Genomic DNA, 24,720 nt, shown 5'->3' on the forward strand with positions numbered 1-24,720 from the left:
AGTGACAGGCACGCAGGCACTGTCTAGAAAACATCGGGATAATATTGGAACAGGGACGGATAATACTTTCGTACCAGCGCCTTGTACGTTCCATTTGCCACGGCTTTACTGAAAAATTCTTCGAACGCAGCCCGAAGTTTTGGCGACGTCTTGGGAAAGGCACAGGCCATGGTTTGAGGTGCCGATACCGGGCCTATGACCTTTATGCGGCCGGGCCATTTTTCAAGGGCAATTAAAGCAACCGGGACATCCATAAGAGTGGTGTCGGCCTTCCTGGCTATGACCGCGGGAATCATCTGGTCAAGATTGCTGTCGCTTGGAAAGAGCTCGATGACTGCACCCGTACGATCCAGATGATAGAGATCCGGGTCAAGGCAGCTGTCTTTGAGTCCCAGCACACTGACACCCTTTAAACTGGCCTTGACCATATCAACGTCTTGAGCGATGGAGGAGGTTGGGACGATGGGCTGCAGTGCGGAATCCGCCCGCGAAATCAACCATACGCCGGTGGGAAAGGTCATTGACGAGAAATCGACTATTTTTTTGCGCCAATCCAGAACAGTGAAACCGGTAGCGATGATATCCCCACGAATGGCGCCTTTTCCGGTAATTGCAATATCATTGCCATTGGGTTTAACAATCGTGCCGGTGAGATCGGTAATTACATTCTGCCAACTGGTTTCGACAAACTGGTATTTCACCCCAAGGTGGGCGGCAAACAGCTGCATTAATTCGACATCGAGACCCATTTTATCCTCGGTGACAAAATTGGCATAGACAATGCCCAGATGTCGCAGGGTGCCCTTTTGCAGAACCTCATCCAGATCGCCACTCCACCCGCGTCCGGCAGTCAGGCACAGCATAAAGACCGCAACAAAGATTACCAGTTTTTTCCTGAAGTTATGATTCTTTACTTGAGCGGTCTCAATTGTCTGCATTTTTGAACTCTCCCAGATTCTTTGCAAAAAAACCATCTAAATAGAGGAAAATAGTTGGATAATATTTCTCAACCAGTTTTTTATAGGTACCATCCGCCCAGATGGTCCGGAAAAACGTATCAAATGCATGGCGCAATTCCGGTGCATCTTTGGCAAAGGCGACGCCCATGTACTGCGGTTGTGATACCGGACCGATAATCTTAATCTCGCCGGGCCATTTCTGCAGGGCGATGAGGGCGTCTGGAATATCCAGCAGCGTTGCTTCCGCCACGCCATCGAGAATCGCCGGCGCGACGTCGCCAAGAAACTGGCTGGCGGTATGGTAGCGGATCTCGGCGCCGGTTTGGGCAAGTCCATAGAGATCCGGATCCAGACAGGTGTTTTTCATACTCAATACGGAGCGCCCGGTAAGAAGTTTTTTGACCTGGGCAATATCTTTATCAATACTTCCGGTCGGCGTAATCGGTTTAATAGAGGAATCGGCCCGTGCCACAAGCCATACGCCGGTGGGGAAGGTCGGAAGGGAATAATTGACAATCTTTTGCCTTTCCGGAAGGATAGTCAGGCCGTTGGCAATAATATCACCCTTGACCGGTGTTTTTCCTATTATTTTGATGCCGCCAGTGTGAGACTGGAGAGTATCACCGGTAAGATCACCAAAAACCTCACGCCATGAGGTTTCGACCAGTTCATAGCGGACTCCGAGGTGCGTGGCGAAAAGCTGCATAAGTTCGACATCCAGGCCAGTCATGCCCGCCGGACTAGGCTTGACAAAATGAGCATACGGTATGCCGAGGTGCCGCAGTACGCCATCGTGTCGGATCTCCTGCAAATCTCTGCCAGATGCCGTGGTTGTTATCAGAAAAAAAAGACCCACCCCGAGAAACGGAATAAGTACCTTCATGGAATTTTTACTGACTTTTGCCAGTATCCCCTTGAGGGGAAAAAACAAGACAAAAATTGCAGGAATAGTTGCGAGACCGGCTGTAAGCCGTACTCCTTTCATCAAGCTGCCTCCTTCTTTGTCGTTTCTTTGGTCCCTGTAAAAAGTGTATAAAAAGACTGGTACCGGACACTTTGATCAATCTGAAAAAGTATCCCACCCCCTAATGGAATTATCAAGAACGTAAGCCTTGCAGCCGGGATCCTGCAAGGTCATGGATAGCGTCTTCATTTATCGGTTAAAGACGTTGATTAATCTTGGAGATAAAGAGTATACTTCATCCATTTAAAATTAATCATTAGAAATATTTTCTTTCTTAATTTCCTCTAAAAACCGAACCTATCGAGGTCACCGTGGACATCTCATTTACCAAAGCCGACACGTTGAAAAATCATCCCAAGGATTCCACCCTGGGTTTTGGCACAATTTTTACCGATTACATGTTTAATATGGATTACAGCCCCGAAGCAGGCTGGCATAATCCGCGTATTGAGCCGTATGGCCCGATTGCCATGGATCCTTCGACCATGGTTCTGCATTATGGTCAGGCAATTTTTGAGGGGTTAAAGGCATACCGGTCGGATTCGGGTGAAATTCAGCTTTTCCGACCCAAGGATAATTTGCACCGTCTCAATAAATCAGGCCATAGGCTGTGCATGCCTGAGCTGGATGAAGCCTTTCTCCTCGAGGCGCTTATCAAGCTCCTCAAGATTGAAAAAGACTGGGTTCCAAGCGCGGCGGGAACAGCCCTCTATATTCGACCGACGATCATCGCAATGGATCCCTACATCGGCCTGCGATCCTCGAATACCTACAGACTTTTTATAATTTTATCTCCTGTCGGCGCCTATTATCCGGAAGGGTTCAATCCGGTAAAAATATGGGTCACCACCGAGTATGTCCGGGCGGTCCGAGGCGGAGTCGGCGAGGCAAAAACAGCCGGGAATTATGCTGCAAGCCTTTATGCAACGCATCTGGCCAATCAGGACGGCTATACGCAGGTACTGTGGTTGGACGGGGTTGAGCTGAAGTACATTGAAGAAGTGGGCTCGATGAACATTTTCTTTGTGGTCGGCGACGAACTTATCACTCCTCAATTAAACAGAAGCATCCTCGCTGGAGTAACGCGGGATTCAGTCATAAAACTGGCAGAATCCTGGGGCGTTAAGGTTGTTGAGAGAAAAATCAGCATCAATGAAATCTATGCAGCACATGCCGCAGGAAACCTGAAGGAAGTTTTCGGGTCCGGCACCGCCGCCGTCATCTCCCCGGTCGGCAAGATCAAATTCAATGGCAAGGAAATAACCATCGGTGACGGCAAGGTAGGTCCGCTTTCGGCAAAACTCTTTAAACACCTGATGGACATTCAGTACGGCAAGGCTGAAGATACTTTCAACTGGATCATGCCTGTACGGTAACCGCTCAATACCACCAGCGGATCTCTATTTGCCAGGAGATCCGCTGGTGTTGCACATACCTTTCCCGCTATAAAATGACCATTTCCTGCTTGGCATAAATGACGGCAAGCAGAGTTGCCGGCTCCTTGCCATGGCATGAAACGAAATGCGGCATGGTTGAATCGTAGTAGATAGAATCTCCAGGATAAAGGATCTCTGTCTTGTCCAGCAGCTTGACTTCGACTTCCCCCTCCAGCACAAAAAGAATTTCCTCGCCGATATGCTGATTAGGCTCTACCTGTTCTGATTCCGTAGGCGTAAGGGTGACAAGAAAAGGCTCCATATGCCGGTTTTTTTTCTGATGCCCCAAGGATTCATAGCTGTATCCGCCTCCTTTGCCATCGCTGGAATTAAAGCGGGATACGGTTTTCCTCTCCCCTTTTCGGACAATGCAGGAGGCGGCGTCGCCATTGTCGCTGAAAAAATCCCCCATTGAAATCTCAAAAACCCGTGCCAGACTGACAAGATTGCCAAGAGGCGGTGATACCATATGACCTTCGATACTATACAGAGTTGCTTCGGCGATCCCCGACTGCTCGGCAAGATCGGCCAATGACAATCCTTTTGCTTTTCTCAGCGCTCTGATCTTCTCTCCAATCTTCATATCTTTGCCTGGCATGGTGTTCTCCTTTGGACGCGTCTCTTAAACGTCCGGCCATAGTTCGGCCGATTGTTCGCGGAGCTTTATTTTCATCACTTTCCCACTTGCAGTAAGCGGGAATGCCTTCAAGAAATGGACAAATTTGGGGGTCTTGAACCAGGCTATTTTACCCTGGCAGAAATCAATGACATCCTGGGGAGAAATATCGGCATCAGGATAAGGAATAACAAAGGCTCCCGGCTGCTCCCCGTACTTTTTACTGGGCACGCCGACCACCTGAACATCCTGCACTCCATCCATATGATGGAGAAAATCCTCGATTTCCTTCGGATAAATATTCTCGCCGCCACGGATAATCATATCTTTAATCCGCCCGGTGATGGCAAAATAACCATCCTCGTCCATGACGCCGATATCGCCGGAATGCAGAAAACCGTCTTTATCTATCGCCTCGGCGGTGGCCTCCTCCATTTTATAGTAACCCTTCATGATATTGTAGCCGCGGCAGACCACCTCCCCCGGCTGCCCGGGCGGAAGGTCTTCTCCCGTCTTCGGGTCGACGACCTTTACCTCAATGCCGGGCATGGCCTTGCCCACCGTCTCGCACTTTTTCTTGATTGAGGGCTCATTGTACATCGTCTGGGTCATCCCGGGAGATGCCTCGGTCAAACCGAAAACGATGGTCACCTCCCTCATATTCATCTTCTCGATGCAGTCGTTCATGCTTTTCACCGGACAGGGGGAACCGGCCATGATCCCGGTGCGCAGGGAAGAAAAATCGAATTTTTTGAACAGCTTATGATCCATCATGGCAATGAACATGGTCGGCACCCCATACACGCCGGTGCATTTTTCCATCTCGATGGACATCATCACGTCAACCGGGTCGTAGGTCTCGACAAAGACCATAGTCGCGCCGTGATTGACGCAGGCCAACACCCCGAGCACACAGCCAAAACAGTGAAAAAGAGGCACCGGAATGCATATCCGATCGACATGACTGAAATTCTGCCCGGCACCAAGCCAGTAGCCATTGTTGCCGATGTTGACGTGGGTGAGCATGACCCCTTTCGGGAATCCGGTCGTCCCCGAAGTATATTGCATATTAATGACATCATGGGGATCAAGGGAGTCCTGACGCGCCTGGTATTCTGCATCGCCTGTGGCAACCGCCAGGGACATGACCTCGGACATCGAGTAGAGGCCGCGGTGCTTTTCCGGCCCGAGAAAAAAGACCCTCTTCAGGCATGGGTACCTGCTTGAGCGGAGCTCTCCCCGGGGGTGGGTCTTCAGCTCAGGGATCAGCTCATAGAGTATTTCCAGATAATTAGCATCACGCAGTCCGTTGATAATAAAAATATTTTCGCAGTCGGACTGCTTTAATACATAATTGATCTCTTCCGAGCGATAGTTGGTGTTGATGGTCAGGAGTATGGCGCCGATGCGGGCGGTGGCAAACTGCAGGGCGACCCAGTGGGGTACATTGGTCGCCCATACCGCCACCTTTTCACCCTTCTTGATCCCCATGGCCATCAAGCCTTTCGCCATGGTATCGACGGTATCGGAAAATTCCCGCCAGGTCTGTTTATATTCCCTGTCGACGTAGGCAACGGCATCCTCGTCAGGATATCTGTCGACCGTCTCCTTGAGAATCTGGCCGAGGGTTACCTCTCTGACAATCTCATTTCTTGGCATCGTTATCACCCACTAAAGTGTAAAAATTACGGCATAGATCTGCGCATCGCCACCAATCGCGCTCAAGCAGTGGGGAACGAGAGAATTATAATACATCGTGTCGCCTTCTTTTAACACATGGGTATCGTTGCCGTATTGCAGTTCAACCTCCCCGGTGATAACCACGACAAACTCCTCACCTTCATGGGAGGAGTTTTCCCGTTCATCTGTCGGTGAAATTTTAATGAAAAACGGCTCCATATGGCGATCGGCTTTCCCGGCGCCGAGAGCATGGTAGCGATAATGGCCCTGCGCCTTGCCTTTGTGCGAGGCAACGCCCTCTTCCCGCTCCGCTGACCTGGTGATAACCGGATCTTTGGCAAGCTGGTCGTCCATAAAGGTGCCGACCCGCTGTCCCAGGGCGCGAGAAAGTTTCACCATGACTCCCAGTGCAGGAGAGACGCTGCCGCCTTCGATATCTTCAATAAGGCTTGCCGGCAGGCTGGTTCTTGCGGCAAGATCGTCGACACTCATATCGAGTTTTGCCCGAAATGTTTTGATCCTCTTGCCTATTTTTGCTGCATCGCTCATGTTTGCTTCTCCCGCTTTTCTCTGATGGTTATCGTTGTTCGTTTCTACCGATGCGCCTTCATCCACCCTTTTGCCGTCTCCACTATTTCCATGTTCTTGGGAATTAATTTAGGTTTTGCCGCAAAACTGTCTTTTAAGGCAGTCAACACGGCGTCTTCCGGCAGGCCAATCAGATCGAGGGCGATCAGAGCACCTAACAATGCCGTATTAGCAGCCTTGGGTACTCCTTTTTCCGTGGCTATCTGCGCCGCCGGAAAGGCATAGACGGTGACATTTTTGGGAAGTTCAAATTCTACCGGTATCTGCGCATCATAGATGATGACCCCGCCATCTTTCACGGTTGGGGCAAATTTCTCGAGAGACGGCTGGTTCATTGCCACCAGCACGTCCGGTTTATCGACCGTGGGCGAGCCGATCTCCCCGCCGCTCAACACAACGGAGCAGGACGCAGTACCGCCTCGCTGTTCCGGGCCATAGCTCGGAAACCAGGACACATTTCTGCCGGTGTCGTTGCCGGCATGAGCCAGCACCAGACCGAGGCTGAGAATGCCCTGGCCACCAAAGCCGCAGAACTTGAATTCTTTTTCGGTAAAACTGCCCGCATCAACCTGCTCGGCGCTGCTGGCCACAACCAGTTCATCCAGGGCCTTTACCGCCATATCATGACGGGCGGGTGGTGTTGCCTCCGCACTCCGATCACGGAAATTGCCCAGCGGATACGTTTTTTCCATAGCATCAATGGTAAACTGGGCCGCGGCAACAGCACTGACTTTCATGTTGGTCGGACAGGGCGAAAGAATCTCGACAAAGGCATAGCCTTTCCCTTCTTTCTGAATCTCGATCGCTTTGCGGATCGCTTTTTTGGCTTTGAGAATTCTTTTGGTATCGGCGACAGAGACCCGTTCGATAAAGATCGGGGCTTCCAGTTGATTGAAGACTTCGCAGACCTTCAACGGATATCCGTCTTTGCGCACATCTCTGCCGTACGGCGTGGTCGCCGTCTTCTGGTCGGGCAGGGTTGTGGGAGCCATCTGGCCGCCGGTCATGCCGTAAATCGCATTATTGACAAAGAAGCAGACAAATTTTTCGCCTCGATTGGCGGCCTGAAAGGCGTTGTTGAACCCGATTGCACCCAGATCGCCATCGCCCTGGTAGGCGATAACCACCTTGCCGGGGAGCGACCGCGACAGCCCCGTCGCCACCGCAGAGGCCCTCCCGTGACCCGCGGCGACATTGCCGCAGTCAAAGTAGTAGTAGCAAAAAGCGCCGCAGCCGACCGGGGAGACAAATACCGTGTCATCCTGCAGGCCGTATTCGGCCACCGCCTCGGCAATGAGTTTATGGATGATGCCATGGCCGCAGCCGGCACAATAATGGGTCGCCTTGCTCTTGCTGCCGTCTTTTCGCTCGAAGTGCTCGTAAAATCCTACTGCTTTTTTTAACATTCAACTGCCTCCATCATTTTTCGGGCCGCAGCCACAACTTCCTGCGTCGTCACCAGCATTCCGCCCATGCGGTTGACCAGCTCGACCGGCACAAATTCTTTTCTGTCGAGATGGAGCAGCACATCATCCCGATACTGACCGTTGCTCAGCTCGACCACCAGGATTTTTCTGCCTTTGGCAACTTTTCGCAGCTCGTCCTGAGGAAAAGGAAAAAGTGTAAGCGGTCGGAACAGGCCGGCCTTGATGCCTTCGGCCCGCAGGGCGTCAACGGCCGAACGGGCAATCCGCGCAGAGGAACCGTAACCGGTCAGAATCAGCTCGGCATCCTCGGTACGATAGTTTTTCGCCGCGGCATCGACGCTCATCGAGGCGTATTTGGCATCGAGCAGCCAGTTGTGTTTTTCCTGAAGATCGTTCTGCAGATATATCGACGTAATAAGATTTTTCCGTGTCTTGCTGTCGGCCTGTACCGCCCACTCACTGACATCAGGAGGGGTAAAGGGGTGCTCGGGTATTTCCAGCGATTCCATGACCTGGCCGAGAACAGCATCGGTCAGGACAATAACCGGGTTGCGGTATTTATAGGCGAGTTCAAAAGCCTTGATGGTCAGATCACACATTTCCTGCACCGACGAGGGTGCCAGGACAATGGCCTTGTAGTTGCCATGGCCGCCGCCTTTTACGGCCTGATTATAATCACCCTGCTCCGGGCCGATGTTGCCCAGACCCGGGCCGGCTCTCTGCACATCAACGATCACCGCCGGCAGCTGGGCGCCGGCGAGATAGGAAATGCCTTCACACATAAGGCTCATACCCGGGCCGGAGGAGGCGGTCATCGACATCCTGCCGCTGCTGGCCGAGCCGTAAATCATATTAATAGCGCCCGTCTCGCACTCTGCCTGCAAAAACACCTTGCCCCTCTGCGGAAAAAGGCGTGCAGCGGAATGGGCAATTTCACTTGCCGGGGTAATCGGGTAGCCGAAATAAATCTCGCAGCCCGCATACAGAGCACCGACGGTAACGGCCTCATTTCCTTTAATGAATTTTCTCATCAGCGATTACTCCTTGTCCTTTTTGTACACCTCGATGGCGTAGGGTTCCGGACAATTATAGAAGCATATACCACAACCGGTACATCCTTTTCCGATATATTCTGCGGGGATATATCCCTTGCCGTTCATCTTCTCTGCAAAACGCAGACAATCCTTGGGACAAGCTTCAATACACCTGCCACAGCCTTTGCATTCGTCTATAATGATATGAGGATGTGATTCCCCACCGTACTTGTTACAACCCATTGCTCTCCTGCCCGATTATTAGGAATAGATGTGTTAGGGCAGGTCAAATTTCCCCGAAAATTTGCCAACCCTTTCCTGTAGCCCAATGAATCTATTGTATTGCTTGTTTTTTGTCTACAAATTTGGTTATTTTTTTAGATATTGAAAATGATCAATTACTCAGCCGCCTGGGGATACTCATTGCCATATCTTAACAGGAATACACTGTCAGCCGAGACCGGCCACAGGCTTTACTACCAGCTCATTGGAGGCGACGCCACGCGGCCTTATCTGGTATTTTTGCATGAAGGCCTGGGATGTGCTGCGATGTGGGCTGATTTTCCGGCAAAATTATGTGCCGCGACCGGCTGCCCGGGACTGGTTTACGACCGGCTGGGCTATGGCAGGTCCTCAGCTCTCAATCACCCACGAACAATTCATTATCTCCACCGATACGCCCTTTGCGAGCTGCCGGAGCTTGTGGGAAAAATCCTTCCGGATACCCCGTACATCCTGATCGGTCATTCCGATGGCGGCAGTATCGGTTTAATCTTCGCTGCTGAACGACCATCATTGCTGAAGGGTCTTATAACGGAGGCGGCCCATATTTTTGTCGAAGAAGAAACCCTTGCCGGAATAAAAGTTGCCAATGAGGCGTGGGCCAAAGGAAAACTTAAAGGTTTGGCAAAATATCATGGCGATAAAACCGATTCTCTCTACCACGCATGGTCGGCAACATGGCTGTCGGACTGGTTTCAATCCTGGAACATTGAATATCTTCTGCCGAGTATCGAGGCACCCTTGCTGGTCATTCAGGGACGTGACGATCAGTATGCCTCGGCAGAACAGGCCGCCTGCATAGCCTCAAAAACTTCCGGCTATGCACATGTGGAGCTTGTTGCCAACTGTGCCCACATACCGCATATTGAGGCCCAGGCCGTTGTCTTGCAGCTTATGGCTGACTTTATCGCCCAGGTACCTCAATAATCCGATATCGTACCGGAATTATCCAACGCCTTAAGACAAATGGAATTAATAGACACCCACTGCCACCTCGATCTACAGGAACATTTTCAACGGTTCGAGGCAGAGCTGGCCCGCGCACATGCGGCGGGAGTTAAAACAATAATTCTGCCCGGAGTGGTGCAGGCGGGCTGGAAACGGCTCCTGCAGCTCTGCAACTGCAGCCAGGGCGTCTTCGGCGCCCCCGGCCTGCATCCACTCTATCTTGCATATCACCACCCGCATCATTTACAGGAGCTACAAGAGCTTGTCAGTGCAAACGGATCGCAAAGGGCGGTGGCGATCGGAGAAATCGGTCTTGATTACTATCCAGAAAATGTTGACCGCACGGCCCAGCAGGAGTTGTTTGAACAGCAGCTGCAAATCGCCGCAACCGCCCGGCTGCCGATCCTCCTGCACGTTCGCAAGGCGCACGACCAGGTCCTGGCGACCATTCGCAGAAAACATTTCACCCAGGGCGGGATCGTCCATGCCTTCAGCGGCAGTTATCAACAGGCCTGTGCCTACATTAAACTTGGTTTTGGTATCGGTATCTGCGGCACGATTACCTATGACCGGGCTCAAAAAATCAGAAAAATTGCCGCACAGCTGCCGCAGGAATCGCTCGTTCTGGAAACCGACGCACCCGACATCCCCCTGGCAGGCCATCGGGGGGAAAGCAACCATCCGCAGTTTCTGCCCGAGGTACTGGAAACACTTGCGAGTCTGCGCAAAGAGCCGGGCGAAGTCACAGCCGGCTATACCTGTGCCAACGCCAGGCGCATCCTCAATCTTGCCGACTGAGGAGGAGCGTTTTTATCGAACCGCACCAGGTAAAAACATAATATTTTAGACACATAGACAATCTGGGCAAATAAATTCTAATCTATTACTTTTTTTATTTTTAAGCTTATAGTAAATGCTAGAGATATCGTCCTCGTCCGAAACAAGGTAGTCTCACTCTTGAACGTTAAAGGAGAAATTCTATGCAGTCAACGACCTACAAAGACATCATCGACGGAAAGATCGCAGAATGGCAAGTCAACCTGAAAAAAATCGAAGAACAGGCCGGAAAAGCTTCTTCAGACAGCCAATCCAGATCCAGTGCCAAAGTGAAGGATCTCAAGTCGGCTATTGATTCGGCAACAGCACAGCTGCAGTCTCTCGACGCCCAGGAAACAGTGGAGAACACCATGGCAACCAAGGATAAAATCCTCGAGATTTTTGGCTCTATCGATAAGCAATTCATCGAATTTGAGGACAAAACTCCATTCATGCTTTAAGAGAGTCCTCGCAGCACCCATGCAAAACGCAACTTTTACTCTGCCTCGTTCTGCCCCGGCGTGAGCTTGACATTGGCTCCGCCTGAGGTGTTCCGGGGATGGTGTCACTCACTGCATCCACCCCCGGAACACCTCAGGACAGTTTTCATTCCCCGACTCTTTTCTCCCAGCCTCCCTTCTTTCGTGAACGTCCGGGATTGATTGCCCCGATCAAGTTCGTATTAATCAATGACATCCAGATATCCTTTGATATAATGTCGCCTCACGCCCTGATTCAGGAGCTGAACATCAGGGGTAATCAGAATATCAAAGGAACAAGAACCATGCAGGATATTTCTCTGTCCAACAAAGAATCTCGAATACTGAGTTTTGCTGTTGCCAAGTGGTCGATTTTTACCGTCCTCATTCTCACCTACATCCTCGTCTATTTTCACCGTATGGCACCTGGGGTCGTGTCCGAATATCTGATGGGAGCCTTGCAGATAACCGGTACCCAGCTCGGCACCCTGTCAGCCATCTATTTTTTTGTCTATGCCTGCATGCAGATTCCTTCAGGGGTAATTGCCGACACCCTTGGTACCAGGACCTCAATAGTCTGCGGCAACCTGGTTGCCGGTGCAGGTTCTATAGTCTTTGGCATGGCCGGCAGTTTCGCTATGGCATGTGCGGGTCGCTTCCTGGTCGGCCTTGGCGTTTCCGTGGTCTTTATCGCCATCATGAAAAGCAACTCGGTCTGGTTTTCCGAAAGGGTCTTCGGTTTTATGAGCGGCCTCACCCTGCTCATCGGCAACCTCGGTTCCGTGCTGGCCGCAGCCCCGCTGTCCGCCCTTCTGACCATATTTGCCTGGCGGACAGTCTTTATAGCAATTGGCTGTCTGTCGCTTCTTCTGGCACTGCTTGGTTTTCTGATTGTCAGAAACCGGCCTGAGGACCTTGGCTATGCCGGCCCGGATTGGCAGGTCCAGACACAGCATGCGGCTCTTCACTCCAGCTGGCTGAAAAACCTTGCCTCGGTTGTCTCGGTTCTCCGTCTCTGGCCGGGGTTCTGGGTGCAGTTCGGCATGATCGGAGGACTCTATTCTTTTATGGGGCTTTGGGGGATTCCGTACCTGCGGGACGTACATGGACTGGACAGGGCGTATGCGGCGAATCATATGACGGCCATGCTGCTCTCTTTTGCTTTCGGCGCTCTGTTTTTTGGCTGGTTCTCCGATCGGATCGGCAGGCGCAAACCCATCCTTGTCGCCTGTGTTCTGGGCTATACCCTCTCCTGGATATTGCTGGTGTACGCGTCCTGGACCCCCGGCATCTTAGGCTTTCTGCTTTTTGGGGGAATGGGTTTCGCCGGCTCGGGCTTTGTCCTCACTTTTGCCGCGGCAAAAGAGATCATTCATCCCAAGCTCTCGGGGATGGCGGTAAGCGTGGTCAATTCCGGCTGTTTTATCGGCACCGCGCTGATGCAGCCTCTTTTTGGCTATATCGCCGATTTATCATGGGATGGTACGATGACCAATGGTATCCGCGTCTACTCCGAGACCGAATATTTCCATGGTTTTTTATTGATGCTCTTCTTTGCCGCAATCGCCGTTGCCGGCTCTTTCAGAGTGCGTGAGACCTATTGCCGCAATGTTTTTACTGCACGATGTGAGTAAAATAGAAAATCATACTAAACGATCATTTGAAGATCATTATTTACCCACCATGAACCTTCCCAAGCATAGAGGGTGAGCTGACGTTTTTCTGCACCAGCCACCTGAAGAAATATCTCTGTTGTCTCGGGTCTGAGTGGCACATCAGTCTGGAAAAAATATGCAGCAGTAAGGGTTTTCGTACTAAAACCCCATCGCAACCCCAAAATTTTGGCGTCATCCTTTGCCAGTTCCCTGTATACCTTTGCTCCCTGCTCTCTTCATAACGCACTGCACACGTCGGTCATGTCGGTCTGCTCATTGACCCAAAAGGGCTCCGCACCTCTTTCCGACGTTTCTGAATTACCCTTATACCGAAAACAAGATCAAGATTTTCAACGAAATTCGGAGGAACTGGAACCGTTCTGTATAGATGTTACGTGCTCCCGCACCTTCCGCCCTTCTCCCTTTTCTTAAGGGTCCTGAAGGCAAGAGACTGTTCCTCAATTAAGATCGGACCAGGGGTGAGCCCAAATACCTCAGCAGAACACAAAGCAGCATTTTGTATTTCGCATGATGGCTCAGTAACATCTGATGTCCCGCAGTTAGTGAGGGCTAATACCAAATTTAGTGGATGATGCAAAGAATCTGGATTCGTATAAATGAGCATGAGAAAATTTGGTCAGCAATCATTCTTTTCCTTGACAATAGCCTCAAACCCATTTTATATAGCTATAGAAAAGCTATTTAATGGCTGTTTTGTGACTTTTAATCGGTTTAAAATTAGTTCTTCAGGTTACGGTGTGGCTACAGAGAATCAGCTCAAAGGGATGAAAGAAAGAGCGCGTCGAATTTTTAACGAGAAGGAGATTGGATAGAGATTTTTTCGAGGATGATTGACAGAATTGGCAGATCTACAAAACTGGAGGGTGGATAAAGATGACCAGCAGGACAATAACCATTAGGGAAATTTTTGATGATATTCCCATTACTCCGTATCAGTACCGAGTCGGTATACTGTGTATTCTTGTCACCTTTCTAGACGGTTTTGACCTGACGGTTATTGGGGTTGCTTTACCTAAAATCGCAGAATATCTCAATACCTCACCAAGCTCCCTGGGATTTGCCCTGGCAGTGGGGCAATTTGGACCGCTGGTCGGAGCGATATGTTTAGGTATGCTTGCCGATCGATTTGGCAGGAAGTGGATGTTGTTTTTTTCTGCCCTGATTTTTGGAACCTTTACCCTGCTAACTCCTTTTATCACTACAGTAGAGCAGTTAGGGATGTATCGTTTTCTTGCAGGAATCGGTTTGGGTGGTGCTATTCCTAATGCACTGGCAATCGCCTCGGAATATGCACCGAAACGGGCTCGAAGCTTTATTGTTTCGACAATGTATGCTGGCATGCCCGCCGGGGCAATGTCTGGTGGTCTTTTGGCTGCCTACTGTATCCCTGAATTTGGTTGGCGATCACTCTTTTTCATAGGAGGCTTGGCTCCCATCATTTTGAGTGTTTTTGTTGCGCTGGCTCTTCCCGAATCTTTGGAATTTCTGGTATCACGCAATAGAAAAAATGACAGAAAAAGAGCACTAAAAATTATAGCTTGCATAGCACCCTCGCTCACAACCACCGAGAATGTCCAGTTTGTTACTACAGAGAAAATCGTCGCCGGTGCGCCTGTAAAAAGGCTTTTTACAGAAGGGCGTGCTTTCACCACTCTGCTGTTATGGATAGTTTGCAGCGCAGCACTTTATCTGCTCTGGATACTCAATACCTGGGCACCAACCCTGTTGCGCAATAGCGGCGCGACAGTTCAGCAGTATAGCTTCGCCTATTCTCTCCTTTGTTTTGGAGCCGTCATATCTTCCCTCTTCATTGGTCGAACAATGGATCGACATAACCCGTTTCGGATTCTGCAGATTGGTTTCGTTCTGGCTGCTCTAAGTCTTGTTGCCTTTGGTGTGGGAGCGAGCAGTGGTTCTTTTATGGTCATCGCTATTTTATCAGTAGTCTGCGGCATATGCATAAATGGCAGTCAAACCGGAACACTCGCTGTTGCTACCCTCTCTTATCCTGCAGATATTCGTGCTACTGCGATCGGCTGGACCTACGCCGTAGCTAAAATTGGTGCGATGCTTGCCCCGTTAGTTGGCGGGGTCATGCTGAGCAGAAATTGGAGCGTCAGTCAGATTTGCAGTGCTAACGCCCTGGTTGGATTATTTACTGCGGGGGTCCTTGTTATCCTGCAAAAGCGAGTTTTCAAAGTTAACTGGATAAAGAAAAATAGCCTGGTAACCGCCACAGAATTTGAATGACAATTTTGCTTTAATTAGAGAGGAAAAGTAAAGGCCAATCAACATAATCGACACACATCTGAAAATGAGGAATGCGATGGAAGTTAGCCGTGAAATTTACTGGAACGTTGGCCACGGATTGTGGACCTTGTTCCCTATGTATCTTCTGACAATTGTTTCAATATTTGTCCTGGTGAGTGCATCAAGAAAAAGAATACGGCTTTACCAGCAAGGCTTGCCTTTGCACCGGTCCGACCAGATCGGCCGACGCGTCTGGGAAACTTTTAAAAATGTTGTGCTGCAGAAGAAGGTCGTGCAGGCTACCGCCCCGGGAATTTTTCATGGTCTATTTTTTTGGTGTTTTCTTTTCCTGCTGGTTGGCACTGCTCTTATTGTAGCTCAGGCTGATTTCACCGACCTGTTCTTTGGCATTAAGTTTTTAAAGGGAACATTCTACAAAATGTTTTCGATAATCCTCGATGTCACCGGGCTTGTCGCCATCATTGCCCTTGGGCTGCTCTTTCTGTGGCGCTATCTGTTCCGTTGGCAGGGGCGTGAAGACCATGGCCAGTACCTTGTTATGCACGGCCTGATGATGGCGATACTTCTGACCGGCTTTGTTATCGAGGGAAGCCGGATGGCCGTGACCGAAATCGGTACTCCTCTTGCCCAGTGGTCCCCCGTCGGTAATCTTATTGCCCAGTCAATTGCATGGCTTGACGAGGATGGTTTACGCCTAGTCCACAAAAGTACCTGGTGGTTGCATTTTGCTCTGGTTGCAGGATTTATTGCTCTGATCCCTTACACCAAATTCCGACATATCCTCACTACCAGCAGCAACTCTTTCTTCTCGGACCTTGGACTAAAAGGCAAATTGACCAGCCTCGATCTCGAAGACGAAGACAAAGAAACCTTTGGCGCCAATGCAGTAAAGGATATGACCTGGAAGGATATCTTCGATACCGATGCCTGTACTTCCTGTGAGCGTTGCCAGGATCGCTGTCCCGCCTATGCAACCGGTAAACCTCTATCGCCGATGAAACTTATCAGTCAACTGGGGGAAGCAGCCCGCAATAATCCGGAGGCCAACCTCATTGATGTCCTCAGCCACGATGTCCTCTGGTCCTGTACCACCTGCCGGGCCTGCCAGGAAATTTGCCCCGCCTCAATCGAACATGTCAGTAAAATTGTCGAATTGCGACGTAGCATGGTGTTGATGGAGGGCGAATTTCCAGGTGAAGAGGTGATGGCCGCCATGGAGCAAGCCGAGGTAAATGGCAATCCTTTTGGTATAGGCTATGCGGGTCGGGGGGATTGGGCATCGGAACTGGGGGTGCCGACTCTTGCAGAAGGAAGTGATTTCGATGTTCTCTACTTTGTCGGCTGTTATTCATCCTTTGACAAGAGAAATATTCGTGTGGCCAAAAGCTTTGTCGAATTGTGCAAAGCTGCTGGAGTGAAGGTGGGGATTCTTGGCAAGGAAGAAAAGTGCTGCGGGGAGCCGATGCGAAAGATGGGTAATGAATATCTCTACCAAAGCCTGGCTGCGGAAAATATCGAGAAGATCATGTCCTATGGCGTGCAGCACATCGTCACCACCTGTCCGCACTGTTTTAATACCCTGAACAAGGATTACCAGGACCTCGGACTCACCGGCATCGAGATAGAGCATCATACGGTGTTTTTAGAAAAGCTGCTTGCCAGCGGCAAGCTCTTGATAGAAGCTGCTCCTCTTTCCTGCACCTATCATGATTCCTGCTATCTTGGCCGACATAACGATATATACGACGCGCCAAGAGCAATTCTTGAAAAAGCTGGAGTGACACTGGTTGAAATGGACAAAAACCGGGCTGAAGGGTTCTGCTGCAGTGCCGGAGGGGGACGTATTCTTGCCGAAGAGAAGCTTGGTGAGAGAATGAATATAAAAAGAGTTGAGATGGCTGCGGCGTTGGGCAGAGAGGTGCTGGTGTCAAATTGTCCTTTCTGTTTGACGATGTTTGAGGATGGGGTGAAAGGGGCCGAGGTGGAAGACAAGCTGAGGCCAAAAGACATCGCAGAAGTCCTCGTGGAAAGATTGTGTTAGCTGAATGATATGGCAGACAATTGCAACGATTGATTGGAGGCAGAGTATGAAAATTCTGGTTTGTATTAAGCAGGTTCCTGATATGGAATCCAAATTCAAGGTGGCTGACAGCGGCAAATGGTACACCACCGCCGATCTGGCCTGGCGAATGAATGAATATGACGAATATGGCGTTGAGCAGGCAGTACAAGTCAAAGAGCAGATAAAAGACGCCGATATCACTGTCTTATCGATAGGTTCCGGGCAGGTCAAAGAGACTATGAAAAAAGCCCTGGCCATGGGATGTGATCGAGGTATCCATATCCAGGACGAGACAGCTTTCGATAAAGAACCGTATCAGATAGCCGGGATTATAGCTGAGTACGCAAAAGATAAGAATTTCGACCTGATATTTACCGGCATGCAGTCCCAAGACCGGGGCAGTGCTCAGGTGGGAATTCTCGTTGGGGAAATACTCGACATACCGAGTGTCTCGACAATTGTTGAGTTTGCGTACAATGAAGGAGATGTCGACGTCAGCCGGGAACTCGAGGGCGGTATAAAGGCCAAGATGACAGTAAAGCTGCCGGCTGTGTTCACCTGCCAACTCGGCCTGAACACTCCTCGCTATCCAACTTTACCGAATATCATGAAGGCTAAAAAGAAGGAATTGCTGACAGTTGCGGTAGCAGACCTGTTGCATGTCAATGCCCGTCTGGTGACCGAGAAAATGTTTCTCCCCGAGAAGAAGGCGGGAGGAGTAATTCTTGAGGGTGAGATCGCTGAACTGGCGGACAGATTGATTGCAATTCTTAAAGAGAAATCCACAGTTTTGGCCTAGGAGTAGACGATGAAAATATTACTGGTTGCGGAATATAGAGATGGGAAATTGCTGACAAACAGCAACGAGCTTATTGGATTTGCCGAGACTCTGGGAGCTGAAAGCGCCATGGTGCTGATTGGCGGCGAAGAGGTGCCGACTTATGCAGGGAAACTCTATCTGGCTGATGTGACTGCCTGCGGTGAGTGCAACCCCGACCTGCACAAACAGGTCATTCTTGAAGTGATCGACAAAGAACAGCCGGATATGATCGCCTTTTGTCACTCTTCCTACGGCTGGGATCTGGCTCCGCGTGTCGCCTTTGCCCTGAAAGCGGCCCAGGTTTCAGAGGTTGTCGCGGTCAGCGATGGCAAACTGGTTGTCCCGGTTTGTAACGCAAAATTACGACGGACTATTGATTGTCAAAGCTCCAGGATAGTTGCGACCCTGCAAGCCGGCGCTTTCGGCCTCAAAGAACCGCCGTCAGGCACCCCGGATGTTATCAAGGTAGATGTTGCTGGATCCGGTCGAACCGTGTTTCGAGGGTATGAGGCGGCCCTAGGGGGAGGGGTTGACTTAAGTAAGGCAGCGGTCATCGTCAGCGCAGGACGCGGTATTGGTAAAGCTGATAACGTTGGATTGATTGTGAAGCTCGCCAAAGCACTTGGCGGCGAATATGGAGCTTCACGTCCTGTGGTCGATTCCGAGTGGGTGCCGCACGACCGTCAGGTTGGTACAACAGGTCAGACCGTGGCACCGAAACTGTACGTGGCATGCGGTATTTCCGGTGCCATTCAGCACCTGGCCGGGATGAAAAAGTCTGATTTTATCGTGGCTATCAATACCGATCGGGATGCTCCTATCGGCGAGGAGGCGGATGTCCTGGTGGTAGCCGATCTGTTACAGTTTGTGCCGGTACTGACAGAAAAAATCCAGGCACTGTAACCGGATGAGCTATCCGGATGTTTTTTGTATAATAAAGGATACACCGTGGTATAATAAAGAGAGGTTTTTTCGTAGGTGACATAGCATAACCATCGACCACAGCCCGATCTGTTTCACATCCTAAAGATCCGGTTGTGGTCCAAGAAGAAAAATATTTTCTTAGAGATAAGATGGAAACGACTTGCACTCTCAGAACACTACTGGCAAGGGGTTGTGTACGTGGCCAGGATAAACCTGCCGTAATTTCTGTCGGGAGAAGCTATACCTTCAAGGCTTTTTCCAGGCGAATAAATAGGATGAGTAATGCCTTACTCGATCTTGGTCTTAAAAAAGGCGATAGGGTAGCACTGCTGACCAAAAACAGTGTTGAAAGTGCGGAGTTGTATTTCAGTGTGCCTAACTCAGGATTGGTTCTGGTGATGTTAAACTTTCGACTGGCTACGCCTGAAATCCGAACGATTTTAATCGATTCGCAAGCCTCTGTCCTATTTCTTGACGAAGAATACCTCGACTATGCCGCACAAATAACTGAAGAGTTGCCTTGTATACAGCGTACGGTGTTCATCGGCCTAAAAAAGAATACTCCGCCTGGATGGTTGCACTATGAAACACTGCTGGAAAGTAGCTACGATCAAGAACCGCCGGTGGATGTTTTTGAAAACGATCTGGCTGCACTGATGTATACCAGTGGCACAACTGGGGATCCCAAGGGTTGTATGGTCGGGCATCGCAACCTATTCCATGCGGGAAAAAGTCTGTCCCAGGAAATGAAAATGGGCCCAGACGACGTGACTATTATTCCCGTGCCGTTATTTCATGCCTCGGGGCAATGCCTCCTGATGAACAGCGTCTTCAGCGGTACCCCCGCAGTTATCATGCCCAGCTGGGATCTCGAAAAATTTGTGGCACTCGTCGAAAAATACCGTGCGACGACCACTATGCTGGCTACACCGATGTTGTTCCAATTCGTCAACAATCCTCGATCAACTCAACATGATCTTGGCAGCCTGAAAAAGATATTGTTTGCCGGCGCTCCGGTTTCCTCAGCACTCTTTGCAAAAGCTATAGAACGTTTTGGCAATATTTTTATCCACGGCTATGGGACAACGGAAACCGTCGGTTCGATGGCTATACTGCGGCTTGATGAAGTTGAAAGTGCCCTTGCCGAGGGCAGGACTGAGGTGCTGGATTCCTGCGGCAGAGATTATGCCGGTATGGAAATCGAAGTTGTTGATGAAACAGGCCGGCCTGCTGCACCGGAAGTCGTCGGGGAGGTTCGGGTTCGCGGGGATGGCCTGACCCTGGGATACTGGAACAAGAAGGCTGGCGTCTGCGACGGTTTCCACGGAGAATGGTACTACACCGCGGACTTGGCAAGAATTGACGCTACAGGGTTCGTCTATATAGTCGGCAGAAAAAAAGACATGATCATTTCGGGAGCGGAAAATGTATTTCCAGCGGAAATAGAGAATGTTTTGCTGAAAAACCCGTGCATCGAGCAGGCTGCCGTTATCGGCGTTGAAAACGAAAAGTGGGGAGAAATGGTCACAGCATTTATCGTGCTGAGGCCGGACGAACACGTCGATGAAGGGACGATTAAAGCATTTTGCCGTCAGCAGATTGCCGCGTACAAGGTGCCGAAAAAATTCTATTTCGTGGACAGCCTCCCCATCAGTGCCACAGGTAAACTCCTCAAGAGCAAGCTGATCCGCCAAGTTGCCTGATCGGACTATATCAGGGATATATTGATCCGTCGGCGGTAATGGTTTGAAAAAAGATGTTCATCTCCAGAACTGCCTGGAGACGATTCCAAGCGAAAGACGCCTGGCTGATTGGTTTCGTCTTGGCTGTTGTTGTGCCAGGCTTTCGGCTGATATTCATTACTTTGCTGATCACAGCAATCTGCTGTCCCGTCTTGGTCAACCTGTATCAACCAAAGGCATTATAAATCTGCATTTTTCCTGCAGACAAATGTTATTTCCGCCTTCTCGGCCTGGTCTATTTTTCCCATCAGACCGAAATCTCAGTTTTTTTCCTCATCTCCACCGCAGATCCCAGCAAGATTCATTTCAGGTGCATTTTCTGCTTGACTTTACTTTAGCTACAATATAACTATACAGCTGCAAGGTAGCTACATTGTGACTTTCGATTGTTGTGTGGCTCCTGCCTATTCAGAGTTTCATGTGAAGGAATCCAAGTAGAGCAAATTTCGAACAAGGAGATGGCACAATGGAAAGATGGCAAAGCGTCGAGCGAGTTCCTGCACCTGCAATAGTTCCGGCATATGGCGGATTGTCGGGAATGAGAGTTTTGATGACTGGAAGCGTTGTAGCAGCACCTTTTGCGGCAAGTATCATGGCGGAGCATGGGGCTGAGGTAATTCATGTAGAGCGGCCAAAAATCGGCGATGCCTTTCGTGGCCAGGCACCAGTTATCACCAACGGTACTGACGAAAAAACCCCTTTCATGCTTGCAGGACCGGAAGTCGCCTCCGACCAGAAAGTGAGTACCGGCTGGGTACAGGAAGGGCGGAACAAATTAAGCCTCGCTCTGGAACTCAATCTCAATATCCCTGAATCAAGAGATATTTTCCTCTCCCTCATCAAAAATTGTGATGTCTGGCTGGAGAACATGGTCTGGATTGAAAAACTGGGCATCACCGAATCCATGCTCTTTGAAGTCAATCCCAAGTTGATCATCGGCCACATCAGCGGCTTTGGCAGGCCACAATTTGGCGGGGTTCCAGAGGAGTGTGACAGACCGTCCTATGATGCGATAGGCCAGGCAGAGGGTGGCTGGATGCATCTCAATGGATATCCGGATCGCCCCCCATCACTCGGAGCGATGTTCGTTAATGATTATATCAGTGCGATGTTCTGTGTCAGTGGAGTCCTCGTTGCCTATATCAATGCCCAGAAAACCGGCAAAGGGCAGGCGGTTGATGTCTCACAATCAGAATGCGCGAGTAAATGTCTGGGTGACACCTTCGTCAATTATTTCACCCTGGGTATGGTTAAAGAAAGAGCCGGGAACAAGATCCCGATTTTTCAACCGGCTAACCTGTTCAAGACCAAAGACGCCTATCTTTTTATAGGAGCTTACGGGCCGGCTGTTTACACTCGTGCATTGAAAGCTATGGGCATCGATACCAATATCTATTCCCATGAAAAAGCAGGTGGATCGAGGGAAGCGATTAACTCCGAACTAGGCTTGGAGGTGAATCAGCTTATCGAAAAGTGGATGCTGGAACGCACTTCAGAAGAGGCGGCCAATCATCTGAAAAGTCTTAAGGTACCCTGCGGTATTCCACGAACTGCCGAGGAATTAGCCAACAGTGAACATTATCAGAAGAGAGGGAACTGGATCCAATATGAAGACCAGACACTGCAAAAAACAGTTACGGCCTATGGATTTGCCCCGAAAATGAGTGGAACAAAACAGCAGGTGTGGAGAGGTGGTCCCCGTTTAGGTCAAGACACCGATACAATTCTCAGTAAAATTATAGGATACAGTGAGGCTGAAATTGCCGAGCTAAAAGACAAAGGCATAGTCGCCTAAATTTTACTCTCGCTGAAATTTCTGAAAATGTAACGCTGTATTTCAAATACATCTAAAAAGGTGCGAAAGGAAGAACCATGGGAAAGACAATCAAAACCGTTGGAATAATCGGCTTCAACGTCATGGGAGCTGCTATTGGTCTAAATGCCGCGACAGCAGGCTACCAGGTAATCTACAAAGAGTTGAATGATGAACTCGTTGCCGCGATGTATGACCGGTGGGTCACGAAAGCTCTTGCCGCCAGAGTTGCTAAAGGAAAAATGAGCCAAAACGACATGGAGTTGATTGCCGGTCGGATTTCCGGGACGGCCAACTATCAAGAACTGGCACCATGTGATCTGGTGATCGAAGCAGCTGTGGAAAAGATGGATCTGAAAATCCAAGTATTTAAGGAACTTGATGCAGTTTGCAGGCCCGACGCCATTCTCGCCAGTAACACTTCAACCTTTCTCATCGAAAAGCTCATGGCGGGCGTATCCAATCCTGGTCGTACCGCAGGTCTGCACTATTTCTTCCCGGCAAATATCAACCGACTGGTAGAGGTCATCCGTCAGAAAGAGACAGATGATGAGACGTATGCGGCACTTATGGCCTTCTCAGAAAAGAATCGCAAGGTACCCATTTCGGTCAATGATTTCCCCGGCTTTGCAATAAATCCGGTTTTCATCTCGACCTATATGGTGCTCAACTCCTTTTATGACAAGAGTTGCAACGCAGCGACTCTCGACCATATCTCCAAGGCTGTTTTAGGAGTGAAGTACGGCATTATCTGGGTGCTGAACGGCTCGGGACTGGGCACGGCCTATCATGCCGCAGCTTCAATGAACGAATATCTTGGCACCACCGATGTAGGGTTTCCCCCTGTTCCAAACCAGCTGAAGACGCTATTTGAAAGCGGCAAATCATTTGACCTGGAAGATGGTCCTATTTCGGAAGATGGTGCAGTAATCACAAAAGTAAAAGAAAGTCTGCTTGGGTCTATCTTTTGTATCGCTACCCACCTGATCGAAAAGAAAGTTGTCACTATCAAAGATCTCGAACTTGGTATCTGTACAGCCTTGACCTGGCCTAAAGGGCCTTTTGCCATGATGAATGATCTGGGTATGGCCGAGACAGCCAGACTGGTCAGTTCGGCTGTAGAAAGCGGCTATTTCAAGATGCCGAAAACCTTTGCGGCCGGAGTCCCGCAGCCTTGGGATCTATAAAAAAGAACAGTGAGGATGTCCTGGCTGGATTTGCATCAGGCGAAAGAAAGCCACCTGAGTATAAAAGCAGGCAACTACAACAAATTAACTTCATTATACTAATGAGATAGAGGATTATCACTATGACGTTTCAACGCGCATATATTCCATACAAAGGGTATTACTGCAGTCCATTTTCCAAATGGCAGGGCAGCTTTGCCAATCAAAATTCCATCGTTTTGGGGGCTGAAACGGCTAAACGCTGGCTCGCCTCCAAAGGCTGGGAAGCGTCGATGTTCGACTATACCTACCACGGCATGACGCAGCCGCAGAATCAGAGCTTTTATGGATCAACCTGGGCCGGCACGATGATGGGTTCACAGGTTCCAGGTGTGACCATCATGCAAGCCTGTTCCACGTCCACAACATGTATCAACCTTGCGGCTCTGGCTGTAGACGCTGGCACCCAGGTAACGCCGTTTTGCTTTCTTGCCGATAGAATGTCCAATGGACCCCACCTGATATGGCCTAATCCAAACGGGCCCGGCGGAGAAGTTGTTTCCGAGAACTGGTTTATGGACAATGTAAATTGTGACCCGGCAACGGGCGCAGGCATGCTGGTAACTGCTGAAAATGTTGCAAGAAAAGCCGGCGCTACCCGTGAACAGGCGGATGAACTGGCAGTTCGCCGGTACGAGCAATACCAGGACGCACTGAAAGATGACCGCGCCTTCCAGAAACGCTATATGTTTCCTGTCGAGGTAAAACTCAGTCGCAAAAAATCGATAATCATCGAGGCCGATGAAGGTATTACCCCTGTGACCAGGGAAGGCTGCGCCAAACTCAGACCTGTTGCGCCAGATGGCATTCACACCTTTGCCTCCCAAACACATCCCGCCGATGGCAATGCCGGGATCATCGTCACCACCAAAAGTCGTGCATTGGAACTGAGCCCGGATCCAACAAAAGCTATCCAGGTTATTTCTTATGGGTTTGCCCGTGTGGAAAAATCTCATA

General features: G+C 49.9%; 23 protein-coding genes. 14 read left to right on the forward strand and 9 right to left on the reverse strand.

Going from position 1 to position 24,720, the window contains the following annotated elements; all coding sequences use genetic code 11:
- Nucleotides 1–23 precede the first annotated feature (23 nt).
- Together FCL47_RS19215 and FCL47_RS19220 are read right to left on the reverse strand one after the other, a co-directional pair.
- Nucleotides 24–938 carry a transporter substrate-binding domain-containing protein gene (locus FCL47_RS19215; protein WP_167496575.1) on the reverse strand — a complete coding sequence of 305 codons (915 nt, stop codon included), beginning with the start codon at nucleotides 936–938 and terminating at the stop codon, nucleotides 24–26.
- Nucleotides 925–1,944, reverse strand: coding sequence for a transporter substrate-binding domain-containing protein (locus tag FCL47_RS19220; RefSeq protein WP_205747371.1), 1,020 nt, complete (start codon nucleotides 1,942–1,944; stop codon nucleotides 925–927). Before FCL47_RS19220 ends, FCL47_RS19215 begins: the two co-directional genes overlap by 14 nt.
- 290 nt (nucleotides 1,945–2,234) lie before the next feature.
- Between FCL47_RS19220 and FCL47_RS19225 the strand changes: the two genes are divergently transcribed.
- The gene (locus FCL47_RS19225; protein ID WP_136815312.1) at nucleotides 2,235–3,299 is read left to right on the forward strand and encodes a branched-chain amino acid aminotransferase; all 1,065 of its coding nucleotides are present in this window, start codon (nucleotides 2,235–2,237) and stop codon (nucleotides 3,297–3,299) included.
- A 67-nt stretch (nucleotides 3,300–3,366) separates the two neighbouring features.
- On the opposite strand, the gene FCL47_RS19230 is transcribed toward FCL47_RS19225, so the two are convergent.
- The 6 genes from FCL47_RS19230 to FCL47_RS19255 are packed head-to-tail and all read right to left on the reverse strand — an operon-like array spanning nucleotide 3,367 to nucleotide 8,947.
- Nucleotides 3,367–3,957 (reverse strand): helix-turn-helix domain-containing protein, encoded by a 591-nt coding sequence (locus tag FCL47_RS19230; RefSeq protein WP_136815314.1) that lies wholly within the window; start codon nucleotides 3,955–3,957, stop codon nucleotides 3,367–3,369.
- Between the two features lie 24 nt (nucleotides 3,958–3,981).
- On the reverse strand, nucleotides 3,982–5,634 hold the full coding sequence (locus FCL47_RS19235) for an AMP-binding protein (protein WP_136815315.1): 1,653 nt from the start codon (nucleotides 5,632–5,634) through the stop codon (nucleotides 3,982–3,984).
- Between the two features lie 12 nt (nucleotides 5,635–5,646).
- Nucleotides 5,647–6,204 (reverse strand): helix-turn-helix domain-containing protein, encoded by a 558-nt coding sequence (locus FCL47_RS19240; protein WP_136815317.1) that lies wholly within the window; start codon nucleotides 6,202–6,204, stop codon nucleotides 5,647–5,649.
- A gap of 44 nt (nucleotides 6,205–6,248) precedes the next feature.
- The gene (locus FCL47_RS25190) at nucleotides 6,249–7,649 is read right to left on the reverse strand and encodes a 2-oxoacid:acceptor oxidoreductase family protein (RefSeq protein ID WP_136815319.1); all 1,401 of its coding nucleotides are present in this window, start codon (nucleotides 7,647–7,649) and stop codon (nucleotides 6,249–6,251) included.
- Nucleotides 7,643–8,701, reverse strand: a complete 1,059-nt coding sequence (gene vorB / locus FCL47_RS19250) for a 3-methyl-2-oxobutanoate dehydrogenase subunit VorB (RefSeq protein ID WP_205747372.1) — start codon at nucleotides 8,699–8,701, stop codon at nucleotides 7,643–7,645. The genes FCL47_RS25190 and vorB overlap by 7 nt, the downstream gene beginning before the upstream one ends.
- Before the next feature lie 6 nt (nucleotides 8,702–8,707).
- Nucleotides 8,708–8,947: a ferredoxin family protein gene (locus tag FCL47_RS19255; protein WP_136815323.1), complete on the reverse strand. Its 240-nt coding sequence runs from the start codon at nucleotides 8,945–8,947 to the stop codon at nucleotides 8,708–8,710.
- A gap of 147 nt (nucleotides 8,948–9,094) precedes the next feature.
- On the opposite strand from FCL47_RS19255, the gene FCL47_RS19260 reads away from it, so the two are divergent.
- From FCL47_RS19260 to FCL47_RS19305, 10 genes are all read left to right on the forward strand, one after another.
- A complete protein-coding gene (locus FCL47_RS19260; protein ID WP_136815325.1) occupies nucleotides 9,095–9,913 on the forward strand; it encodes an alpha/beta fold hydrolase in 819 nt (272 codons plus the stop codon).
- Between the two features lie 39 nt (nucleotides 9,914–9,952).
- The gene (locus FCL47_RS19265) at nucleotides 9,953–10,732 is read left to right on the forward strand and encodes a TatD family hydrolase (RefSeq protein WP_136815327.1); all 780 of its coding nucleotides are present in this window, start codon (nucleotides 9,953–9,955) and stop codon (nucleotides 10,730–10,732) included.
- Nucleotides 10,733–10,914: 182 nt separating this feature from the next.
- A complete protein-coding gene (locus FCL47_RS19270; protein ID WP_136815329.1) occupies nucleotides 10,915–11,211 on the forward strand; it encodes a hypothetical protein in 297 nt (98 codons plus the stop codon).
- 98 nt (nucleotides 11,212–11,309) lie between these two features.
- Nucleotides 11,310–12,863: an MFS transporter gene (locus FCL47_RS19275; RefSeq protein WP_240744307.1), complete on the forward strand. Its 1,554-nt coding sequence runs from the start codon at nucleotides 11,310–11,312 to the stop codon at nucleotides 12,861–12,863.
- 638 nt (nucleotides 12,864–13,501) lie between these two features.
- The gene (locus FCL47_RS19280; RefSeq protein WP_136815331.1) at nucleotides 13,502–13,717 is read left to right on the forward strand and encodes a hypothetical protein; all 216 of its coding nucleotides are present in this window, start codon (nucleotides 13,502–13,504) and stop codon (nucleotides 13,715–13,717) included.
- Nucleotides 13,718–13,778: 61 nt separating this feature from the next.
- Complete coding sequence (locus FCL47_RS19285; protein WP_136815333.1) at nucleotides 13,779–15,155, forward strand: MFS transporter; 1,377 nt, start codon at nucleotides 13,779–13,781, stop codon at nucleotides 15,153–15,155.
- 76 nt (nucleotides 15,156–15,231) lie between these two features.
- Nucleotides 15,232–17,217 (forward strand): (Fe-S)-binding protein, encoded by a 1,986-nt coding sequence (locus FCL47_RS19290; protein ID WP_136815335.1) that lies wholly within the window; start codon nucleotides 15,232–15,234, stop codon nucleotides 17,215–17,217.
- A 46-nt stretch (nucleotides 17,218–17,263) separates the two neighbouring features.
- Nucleotides 17,264–18,037: an electron transfer flavoprotein subunit beta/FixA family protein gene (locus FCL47_RS19295; protein WP_136815336.1), complete on the forward strand. Its 774-nt coding sequence runs from the start codon at nucleotides 17,264–17,266 to the stop codon at nucleotides 18,035–18,037.
- 9 nt (nucleotides 18,038–18,046) lie between these two features.
- Nucleotides 18,047–18,961: an electron transfer flavoprotein subunit alpha/FixB family protein gene (locus FCL47_RS19300; RefSeq protein WP_136815338.1), complete on the forward strand. Its 915-nt coding sequence runs from the start codon at nucleotides 18,047–18,049 to the stop codon at nucleotides 18,959–18,961.
- Nucleotides 18,962–19,131: 170 nt separating this feature from the next.
- Nucleotides 19,132–20,685, forward strand: a complete 1,554-nt coding sequence (locus FCL47_RS19305; protein ID WP_136815340.1) for a class I adenylate-forming enzyme family protein — start codon at nucleotides 19,132–19,134, stop codon at nucleotides 20,683–20,685.
- Nucleotides 20,686–20,695: 10 nt separating this feature from the next.
- Here the strand turns inward: FCL47_RS19305 and FCL47_RS24460 are convergent, their stop codons facing one another.
- On the reverse strand, nucleotides 20,696–20,857 hold the full coding sequence (locus FCL47_RS24460) for a hypothetical protein (RefSeq protein WP_153306382.1): 162 nt from the start codon (nucleotides 20,855–20,857) through the stop codon (nucleotides 20,696–20,698).
- A 333-nt stretch (nucleotides 20,858–21,190) separates the two neighbouring features.
- On the opposite strand from FCL47_RS24460, the gene FCL47_RS19310 reads away from it, so the two are divergent.
- The 3 genes from FCL47_RS19310 to FCL47_RS19320 form a co-directional block, all read left to right on the forward strand.
- Complete coding sequence (locus FCL47_RS19310; RefSeq protein ID WP_136815342.1) at nucleotides 21,191–22,519, forward strand: CaiB/BaiF CoA-transferase family protein; 1,329 nt, start codon at nucleotides 21,191–21,193, stop codon at nucleotides 22,517–22,519.
- Between the two features lie 77 nt (nucleotides 22,520–22,596).
- Nucleotides 22,597–23,724, forward strand: coding sequence for a 3-hydroxyacyl-CoA dehydrogenase family protein (locus tag FCL47_RS19315; RefSeq protein ID WP_136815344.1), 1,128 nt, complete (start codon nucleotides 22,597–22,599; stop codon nucleotides 23,722–23,724).
- 122 nt (nucleotides 23,725–23,846) lie between these two features.
- On the forward strand, nucleotides 23,847–24,720 hold an 874-nt coding region (locus FCL47_RS19320; protein ID WP_136815346.1), incomplete at its 3' end, for a thiolase family protein.

Source organism: Desulfopila sp. IMCC35006, from assembly GCF_005116645.1.
In the GTDB taxonomy this organism is placed as follows: Bacteria; Desulfobacterota; Desulfobulbia; order Desulfobulbales; family Desulfocapsaceae; genus Desulforhopalus_A.

Coding starts and splice junctions, on each gene's coding strand:
- FCL47_RS19215 (WP_167496575.1), bottom strand. CDS start 938: ATGCAGACAATTGAGACCGCTCAAGTAAAGAATCATAACTTCAGGAAA.
- FCL47_RS19220 (WP_205747371.1), bottom strand. CDS start 1,944: ATGAAAGGAGTACGGCTTACAGCCGGTCTCGCAACTATTCCTGCAATT.
- FCL47_RS19230 (WP_136815314.1), bottom strand. CDS start 3,957: ATGCCAGGCAAAGATATGAAGATTGGAGAGAAGATCAGAGCGCTGAGA.
- FCL47_RS19235 (WP_136815315.1), bottom strand. CDS start 5,634: ATGCCAAGAAATGAGATTGTCAGAGAGGTAACCCTCGGCCAGATTCTC.
- FCL47_RS19240 (WP_136815317.1), bottom strand. CDS start 6,204: ATGAGCGATGCAGCAAAAATAGGCAAGAGGATCAAAACATTTCGGGCA.
- FCL47_RS25190 (WP_136815319.1), bottom strand. CDS start 7,649: ATGTTAAAAAAAGCAGTAGGATTTTACGAGCACTTCGAGCGAAAAGAC.
- vorB (WP_205747372.1), bottom strand. CDS start 8,701: ATGAGAAAATTCATTAAAGGAAATGAGGCCGTTACCGTCGGTGCTCTG.
- FCL47_RS19255 (WP_136815323.1), bottom strand. CDS start 8,947: ATGGGTTGTAACAAGTACGGTGGGGAATCACATCCTCATATCATTATA.
- FCL47_RS19260 (WP_136815325.1), top strand. CDS start 9,095: ATGATCAATTACTCAGCCGCCTGGGGATACTCATTGCCATATCTTAAC.
- FCL47_RS19265 (WP_136815327.1), top strand. CDS start 9,953: ATGGAATTAATAGACACCCACTGCCACCTCGATCTACAGGAACATTTT.
- FCL47_RS19270 (WP_136815329.1), top strand. CDS start 10,915: ATGCAGTCAACGACCTACAAAGACATCATCGACGGAAAGATCGCAGAA.
- FCL47_RS19275 (WP_240744307.1), top strand. CDS start 11,310: ATGGTGTCACTCACTGCATCCACCCCCGGAACACCTCAGGACAGTTTT.
- FCL47_RS19280 (WP_136815331.1), top strand. CDS start 13,502: ATGAGCATGAGAAAATTTGGTCAGCAATCATTCTTTTCCTTGACAATA.
- FCL47_RS19285 (WP_136815333.1), top strand. CDS start 13,779: ATGACCAGCAGGACAATAACCATTAGGGAAATTTTTGATGATATTCCC.
- FCL47_RS19290 (WP_136815335.1), top strand. CDS start 15,232: ATGGAAGTTAGCCGTGAAATTTACTGGAACGTTGGCCACGGATTGTGG.
- FCL47_RS19295 (WP_136815336.1), top strand. CDS start 17,264: ATGAAAATTCTGGTTTGTATTAAGCAGGTTCCTGATATGGAATCCAAA.
- FCL47_RS19300 (WP_136815338.1), top strand. CDS start 18,047: ATGAAAATATTACTGGTTGCGGAATATAGAGATGGGAAATTGCTGACA.
- FCL47_RS19305 (WP_136815340.1), top strand. CDS start 19,132: ATGGAAACGACTTGCACTCTCAGAACACTACTGGCAAGGGGTTGTGTA.
- FCL47_RS19310 (WP_136815342.1), top strand. CDS start 21,191: ATGGAAAGATGGCAAAGCGTCGAGCGAGTTCCTGCACCTGCAATAGTT.
- FCL47_RS19315 (WP_136815344.1), top strand. CDS start 22,597: ATGGGAAAGACAATCAAAACCGTTGGAATAATCGGCTTCAACGTCATG.